Source organism: Streptomyces sp. SM1, from assembly GCF_002910825.1.
Taxonomy (GTDB): Bacteria; Actinomycetota; Actinomycetes; order Streptomycetales; family Streptomycetaceae; genus Streptomyces; species Streptomyces okerensis.
On the sequence record NZ_NEUB01000746.1, the window covers coordinates 1 to 7,318 of the forward strand.

5 protein-coding genes are annotated in these 7,318 nt (G+C 73.4%); 2 read left to right on the plus strand and 3 right to left on the minus strand.

Annotated features, from left to right (window positions below):
* On the minus strand, nucleotides 1–1,758 hold a 1,758-nt coding region (locus B9S61_RS22210), incomplete at its 3' end, for a condensation domain-containing protein (protein WP_258039786.1).
* Nucleotides 1,759–1,831: 73 nt separating this feature from the next.
* Nucleotides 1,832–2,563, minus strand: a complete 732-nt coding sequence (locus B9S61_RS22215; protein ID WP_258039787.1) for a thioesterase II family protein — start codon at nucleotides 2,561–2,563, stop codon at nucleotides 1,832–1,834.
* Nucleotides 2,564–2,852: 289 nt separating this feature from the next.
* Between B9S61_RS22215 and B9S61_RS22220 the strand changes: the two genes are divergently transcribed.
* Complete coding sequence (locus tag B9S61_RS22220; protein WP_103543845.1) at nucleotides 2,853–3,872, plus strand: diiron oxygenase; 1,020 nt, start codon at nucleotides 2,853–2,855, stop codon at nucleotides 3,870–3,872.
* A gap of 688 nt (nucleotides 3,873–4,560) precedes the next feature.
* Here the strand turns inward: B9S61_RS22220 and B9S61_RS22225 are convergent.
* Complete coding sequence (locus tag B9S61_RS22225; RefSeq protein ID WP_103543844.1) at nucleotides 4,561–6,201, minus strand: AMP-binding protein; 1,641 nt, start codon at nucleotides 6,199–6,201, stop codon at nucleotides 4,561–4,563.
* A gap of 376 nt (nucleotides 6,202–6,577) precedes the next feature.
* Here B9S61_RS22225 and B9S61_RS22230 point away from each other — a divergent pair.
* Nucleotides 6,578–7,318 (plus strand): condensation domain-containing protein (locus B9S61_RS22230; protein ID WP_258039788.1); only part of this gene is annotated, 741 nt, incomplete at its 3' end.

Below are 7,318 nucleotides of genomic sequence, written 5' to 3' on the forward strand. Positions count from 1 at the left end.
CAGCGCGGCGAGCAGCGCCACGATCAGATCGGTGCCGCGCGGCAGGACGACGGCCACCAGGTCTCCGCGGGTGACGCCCCGTTCGGTCAGCAGCCGGGCCAGCCGGCCGGCTGCTTCCTCCAACTCGCGATAGCTGAGGGTGCCTTCGGCGTCGGTCACGGCCGGGGCGTCCGGTGTGGCGTGCGCCTGCTCCGCGAACCGCCGGGTCAGCGGCACCGGTTCGGGGACCACTCCGGAGCCGCGGCCCCACCCGTCGAGCACCTTGCGGAGCTCTACGGCGGTCAACAGGGGCAGTTGGGCCACCGGGGTGGTGGGGTCCTGCACGAAGCCGTCGAGCAGCAGTCGCAGGCGGGAGCCGACCAGCTCCATGCGGTCGTCGTCGAACAGGTCCCCGCGGTAACTGAGGTGGAGGCTCAGCCGGGGGCCGGCGAGGGCGACGACGCTCAGCGGGTAGTGCGTCGCGCCGGTGATCTCCTGCCCGCCGGGAGCGTCCGCACCGGCGGCACCGGTGTCCGGGCTCTCCCCCTCGGCCTCCAGCAGGGGGGCGATGCGCAGGCCGGGAACGGCGTCGCGCAGGGCGTCCCAGCCCAGGGGCGCGTCACCGAAGCTGGTCGCGGTGTCGAACAGCGGCCCGTGGCCGGCCAGGCGCCGCACGTCGGCCAGACCGAGGTGCTGGTGCGGGGCGAGGGCGAGCTGCTCGTCCTGGATCCGCGCGAAGAGCGCGGCCAGCGGTTCCGCGGGGTCGATCCGCACCCGGACGGGAACGGTGTTCATCAGCAGACCCACGATCCGGTCGGCACCGGGGAGGTCGGCCGGACGGCCGTGCACGGTCTGTCCGAACACCACGTCGTCGCAGCCGGTGAGCAGCGCCAGCAGCAGCGCCCAGGTGCCCTGGACGACCGAGTTGAGGGTGAGACCGTGCCGGCGCGCGGCCCGTTTCAGCGCCCGGCTGGTGTTCTCGGGCAGGGTGACGCGGACCAGTCCGGGCAGCGCTCCGTCGTCGGCCTCGTCGGCGCCGGGTGCGACGAGCGTCGGCCGGGCCAGTCCGGCCAGGGCCTCGCTCCAGGCCCGTTCGGCGGCGGCCCGGTCCTGCCGGGACAGCCAGCGCAGGTAGTCGGTGAGCGGGGTGAGAGGGGCGCCGGCGACGGTGCCGTCGCCCGCGGCGTGGTGGTGGTACCGGGTGAACAGGTCCTCCAGCACCAGCGGCACCGACCAGCCGTCCAGCAGGATGTGATGGTACGTCAGCACAAACGCGTGCCGGTCCGCGGCGAGCCGGACGAGCGCGAACCGGATCAGCGGCGGGTCCGCCATGTCGAAGCGCCGGCGCCGCTCGTCCTCCAGGAAGGCGACCAGCTTCTCGACGCGGACGGATTCCTCCTCGTCCGCGAGGTCGAGCGCGGTCCAGGACGTGGTCGCGGTGCGGCGGACCAGCTGTACGGGCTGCCCGCCGGCGCGCTCCCGGAAACCGGCCCGCAGCGCGGTGTGCCGGGCGAGTGTGTCCACGCACGCGGCCCTGAGCGCGTCGGCGTCGAGCCGGCCGGTCAGCTCGAAGGGAGCCTGGACGGTGTAGACGTCCGCGCCCTCGGGGTCGTACAGGGCGTGGAAGAGCATGCCCTCCTGCAGCGGGGTGACGGGCAGCGCGGCCTCGATCGGAGACGGGGCGGTGCCCTGCTGCGACGGCTGCGACGGCTGCGACGGCTGCGACGGCTGCGACGGCTGCGACGGCCGACGATCCTGCGGGGCGACGTTGGTCTTCACTGTGAGGTCTTCCCGGAAGCGGTGGGCGGCGCGTACGGCGACGCGCTCGCCCGGGCGGAGTCCGGCCGGCGGGTCAGGAACGGGGAGCCGGCCGGGCGAGCGGGCCGAGCGCCCGCACGAGGGTGTCGAGCACGAGCCCGGCGTGAGTGAACGGAAAGTCGTGGCCGCCGGGCAGCAGCCGCAGCGTGAACGCGTCGTCGGCGCAGTCCCGCCAGTCCTCCAGCCACTGCCGGCTCACCAGCGTGTCGTCGGCGCCGCCGAACACGTGCAGGGGACAGCCGGCGGGCACGGGGCCCGGGGCCGTGTACGCCTCGGCCAGCGCCAGGTCGCGACGGACCGTGCGCATGGCGTACCGCAGGTAGGCCGGGTAGCGGCGCAGTTCCGGCGGGAAGCCGCCGAACCCCTCCAGCCAGCTGAGCAGCCCCACGTCGTCGTGATCGGTGACCCGCCGGAGCACGGGGGTGTGCGGAGCGCGGGACGCGGAGACGAGCAGCGCGGCGGGCGGGGTGAGGCCGCGGCGGCGGATGCGGACGGCGAGCTCGTAGCCGACCAGTGCGCCGAAGCTGTGCCCGAAGAGGGCGTAGGGCTCGCGGAGTTCACCGGCTATGCCGTCGAGCACGGCGTCGGCGAGCTCCTCCAGGGTGTCGGGCACCGGCTCGGCACTGCGGACGCCCCGGCCGGGCAGCTCCACCGTGGCCAGCTCCACGCCCGGCGGCGGGGTGAGCCGCCAGGGCGCGAACGACGCGGCGCTCCCGCCCGCCTGCGGCAGGCAGATCAGCCTCAGGCGCGCGTCGGGAGCTGTCATCCGGCCGACGATCCACGGACTGCCCACACCGCGCGTCGGGGTGTGGGCAGGGTGGGAGGGTCGTGCGGCGGCGTCGGTTCGCATCCCGCTCCTTCGTCGGCCGGTCGTTCTCCGGGTGATGGCCCGCGGGGACGATGGTGGGCGGCCGGCGTGGACGCAGGCCAGGCACACCGACCGGCAACACCTCTGCCGCCCAGTTGCCCGGCGTCTGCCTGGCCTGCGAGAACGCCCGGAGACGAGGATCGACGGAACAGTCCTGCTCTTGCGCCCCGAGGGGATCCCCTTCACGATGACCGCCCTTCCTGACGAGGCAGCCGACCCGACGTTCTTCACCCTGGAATCCGTCAAGGCGGAGCTGATGGAAGTGGAGAGCCTCACCCGGGCATGCCTGAACTGGGACTACGGCAAGCGCGACAGCCGTGTGTGGAGCCTGTACGAGAAGAACAAGGCCGCCCAGTGGAACGCCACGACCGACATCGACTGGGACTACGACGTCCGCTTCGGTTCCGAACTGGGCGAGGAGAACGGCGCCAAGCTCGCGTCGTTCGTGGTCGGCGAGGGCAGCCCGGTGCCCCGGGAGCTGCTCACCCGGTTCCGGTGGGAGTACCAGGCGTGGATGTGCAGCCAGTTCCTCCACGGGGAGCAGGGCGCGCTGGTGACGACGGCCCGGCTCGTCGAGACCGTGCCCGACATGGACGCGAAGACCTACGCCGCTTCCCAGGTCGCCGACGAGGCCCGGCACGTCGAGGCGTTCGCGCGCTACATGGACGAGAAGCTGGGCGTGGTGTATCCGGTCAACCCGGGCCTCGGCACGCTGCTGCACGACGTGCTGTCGGAGTCGCGCTGGGACATCGTCTACCTCGGTATGCAGGTGGTCATGGAGGGCCTGGCCATCACGGGCCTGCGGCTGGCCAGCAGCGGCTTCGGCGACCCGCTGATCCGGCAGATCACGCGGATGGTGGCGAGCGACGAGGCCCGGCACATCGCCTTCGGCGTCACCGCGCTCAGCGGCATGTACCAGCAGGTGAGTTCGGCGGAGCTGCGTGACCGGGAGGACTTCCTGCTGGAGGCCATCCGGTTGATGTCGCGCCGGTTCATGCTGCGGGAGCTGTGGGAGCGCATGGACCTGGACGTCGAGCTGGGCGTGCGGTTCGCACGGAACAACCCGATGATGGCCACGTACCGGCAGCTGCTGTTCCAGCAGGTCATCCACGTACTGCGGCAGCTGGGCATGCTGTCGGAGAAGGTGAAGGAACTCCTGATCGCGGAGAACCTGGTGCGGGCGGACACGATGGCCGCGGTCCGCTGAGTCCGCCGGCCGCCACGTCGGCGGCTCCGGAACGGGATCGACCGGCCCTGGGCAGGGCCGGTCGATCCCGTTCCGGGGTGTGAACCCGGGTGTGTTGCGTAGGTGTTGGAGACGTCCTGCCACCACAGGGGTCCTGCCGCGCCGGGACCGGAGCCGACCGGGCACGGCGGGCGTCCACCGGACGGGACACCGGTCGTGAGCGCGCCGCGTGCGCGTGCGGACCACCAGGGACCAACGCCATGGGGGTCCTGCTGGTCCGATGCGACCGTGTCGCACCCGACCGGCCACGACGGGCATCCACCGGGCGCGGCACCCGGGAGCACGCAGCGTGCGGAGCACCCCGGGCCACCGGCCCGGGACTGTGCCGCGCGCGGCTGCGTCTTCTCCTGGCCGGCCCCCGAGCGGCACCGGCCGGCGGTGCTCTTCCGCCCGGTGACGGAGTCGCCCAGGGAGTGCGCGGGGCGACGCCCCGGATCACACCCGCCGCGCCACACCGGCCGCACCACACCGTGAAGCCGTGAAGCCGTGAAGCCGTGAAGCCGTGAAGCCGTGAAGCCGTGAAGCCGTGAAGCGACCGTCGCGTGTGGGGGGCGATCGCGTCGCACGGACCAGGCGGACGGGGCGGTGCGGGCGGGGGCTCGGGCCGGGTGGGTGGTCCCGGGGCGGGCCCCGCCCGCCGCTTCCGCCGTCAGGCGTCCTCCGGTGTCAGCGGCCGGGTGGTGTCCTCGTACGCTCCGGCGCACAGCGCCTTCCACATCACCCTGCGTCTGGGCTTGCCGCTGGAGGTGACGGCGATACCGCCGCGCGGGACCTCGACGGCGAGGAGGCCGGCGTCGCCCAGCCACTCGGACAGCACCTCGTGAGCCGCGCGGCGCCAGCCGTCCTGGACTCCCGCGAAGACGGCCACACCGGTCGGCCTGCCGTCGCGGACACCCAGCAGCACGGCGACACGGCGCTCGGGGATGCCGCGCCGGTGCAGCAGTGTCTCCAGGCTCTCGGCGAACACCATCTTGCCGCTGACCTTCAGTCCGTCACCGAGCCTGCCGATCACGAACAGCTGTCCGTCGCGCAGGAACCCCGCGTCCCCGGTGCGCAGCCGGTCGCCGATGCTGGTGCCGGAAAGGGAGCCGGAGCCGGCGTCGCCGACGTAGCCGTCGGCGATGGACACACCGCTGACGACGATCTCGCCGACCTGCCCGTCCGGCAGCGCGTCCCCGTCCTCGGAGACGACGGTCACCGTGCGGTCCTCGAGCGGCCGGCCGCAGCCGACCACCGCCGTGCCGGCGAGCGAGCCGGCGTCGCCCTCGTCCGGCTCACGCGTCGACCAGCCCTCACCGGGGGTCAGCCCGGTCACGGCGAGCGTCGCCTCCGCGCTGCCGTAGGCGGGCAGCAGGGCGCCGCGGTCGAGGCCGTACGGGCCGAGCAGGGCGTGGACGTCGTCCAGCACGCCCGGGTCGATGCGTTCCGCACCGATGATGACGCAGCGCAGCGAGTCGAACCGCAGGCCCTCGAGGTCAGCCGGGCGGACGCGGCGCAGGATGTAGGAGAGGCCGAAGTTGGGCATGGCCGTCATCGCGATCCGCTGCTCGCTGATCCGCCGCAGATAGCGCTGCGGCGAGCGGATGAAGTGGTCCGGCTGGAGCATGTGCCCGTCGAAGCCGGTGGTGACGACGTTGAGCAGGAAGCCGACCAGGCCCATGTCATGGTGGACCGGCAGCCAGCTGATCGCCGGGTACTCCGGGGTGCAGCCCAGCCATCGGCGCATCCCCGTGAGATTGGCGCGCAGTGCGTCGGCGGAGATCCGCACGCCCCGGGAGAAGCCGCTGGAGCCCGAGGTGAACTGCACCAGCGCGGTCTCCGGCGGTGACAGCGGCCCGTCCAACGGCTCGACGCCGGCGACGAGTTCGTCGTAGATCACCGGTTCCGGCACCTCGGTCGCGGCGGCGATCTTACGGACGCGTTCCTGCGACTCCACGTCGCAGACGGTGATCCGGGGCCGAACGGTGGAGAGGAGGTGCGCGGAGTGCCGCTCATAGTCGTCGGCCCGCTGGAAGGCGAACGGCGGAGCGATGGTGCAGGGCGTGGCGCCCGCGGCCAGCGCTCCGAAGAAGGTCGCGGCGAAGCCGGGGCCGGAACGCTGCACCAGCGCCACCACGTCACCGTCCCCGACACCCCGTGCCCGCAGGGCCGCGGCGGTGCGCAGCACCATGTCCCGCAGATCGCGGTAGGACCAGAAGTCCCAGCCGTCGCCGTGGTTCGCGTAGTACAGGCCGCGCTCGGCGGAAGCGTCGTCCAGCCAGTCGAGCAGACCTCGGTCCCCGATTCCCAACGTGTTCGTCCTCTCCGGGATGTCGTGCTGACACGGGACACCCGCGGCGCGGCCGGCTCGCACGGGCGGACGGGCGCCGCGCCCGCTGAACCGCCAGCCTCCGGGCCCGCCTGGTGGCGGGGCCAGGCAGGAGTCCGGTAACTCGTCCGGGCGGAGCGGCAGTTCCACCAGCAAAAGCGGTTGCCGGTCGGTTGCCTGGTGAGCGGCGGACGGCCCGTGCAGCATCGAGCAGGGTGCCGGACCACCCCGCGCCGCGGACGAGAAGGGCGTTCGCGCGGGGACGCCGCACCGTCCACCGGCATCCTCCGGAAGGCCCGGGGAACCGCAGACGGCGCCCGGCGGTTCCCGGAAGTCCACGAGAGCGGTTACGAACCAGATGACACCACGCGACGGAGACCTGCCCGCCGACCCCGGCCTGCTCCCCCTCACCGCTGCCCAGTTGGGGGTCTTCCACGCCCAGGGCCTCGATCCCGGCAACCCGGCCTACAACACGGTGGCCGTCATGGAGGTCCGCGGGCCGCTGAAGGGGGACCTGCTGCGACGCGCCGTCCGCCGCTCGGAGGCGGAGAGCGGCACCTTCGACGTGGAGTTCGTCGAGCGGCCGGACAGCGTGTTCCAGCGCCCGGTGGCGCCGGGCTGCTCCACCTGGCGTGAGCTGGACCTCACCGGTGAACCGGACCCGTTCGCCGCGGCGCGGGCGCTGGTGGACGGTGACCGGTCCACCGCGCTGGACCTGACGCGGGACGCCCTGTCCGCCCACGTGCTGATGCGGGTGGGGCCCGACCACCACCTCTGGTACCAGCGCAGCCACCACGTCCTGTCCGACGCGTTCGGCTCGGTGCTGCACTCGCGCCGCATCGCCACGCACTACGAGGCGCTGGTCACCGGCACGGACCCGGCCGGCGAGCCGCTGGACACGCTGCGGGCGCTGCTCGCGGAGGAGGCGGACTACCGCGCCTCGCGGGAGTACACGGACGACCGGCGGTACTGGAACGACGCGTTCGCCGACCGCCCGGACACCGTGAGCCTCGCGCCGGGTGTGCCCACGGGTGCCGCGGCCGGTGCCCTGTCCGCCTCGGCGGAGCTGTCCCCGGCCGAGCTGGCGGCGCTGCACGCG

Coding starts and splice junctions, on each gene's coding strand:
- B9S61_RS22215 (WP_258039787.1), bottom strand. CDS start 2,563: ATGACAGCTCCCGACGCGCGCCTGAGGCTGATCTGCCTGCCGCAGGCG.
- B9S61_RS22220 (WP_103543845.1), top strand. CDS start 2,853: ATGACCGCCCTTCCTGACGAGGCAGCCGACCCGACGTTCTTCACCCTG.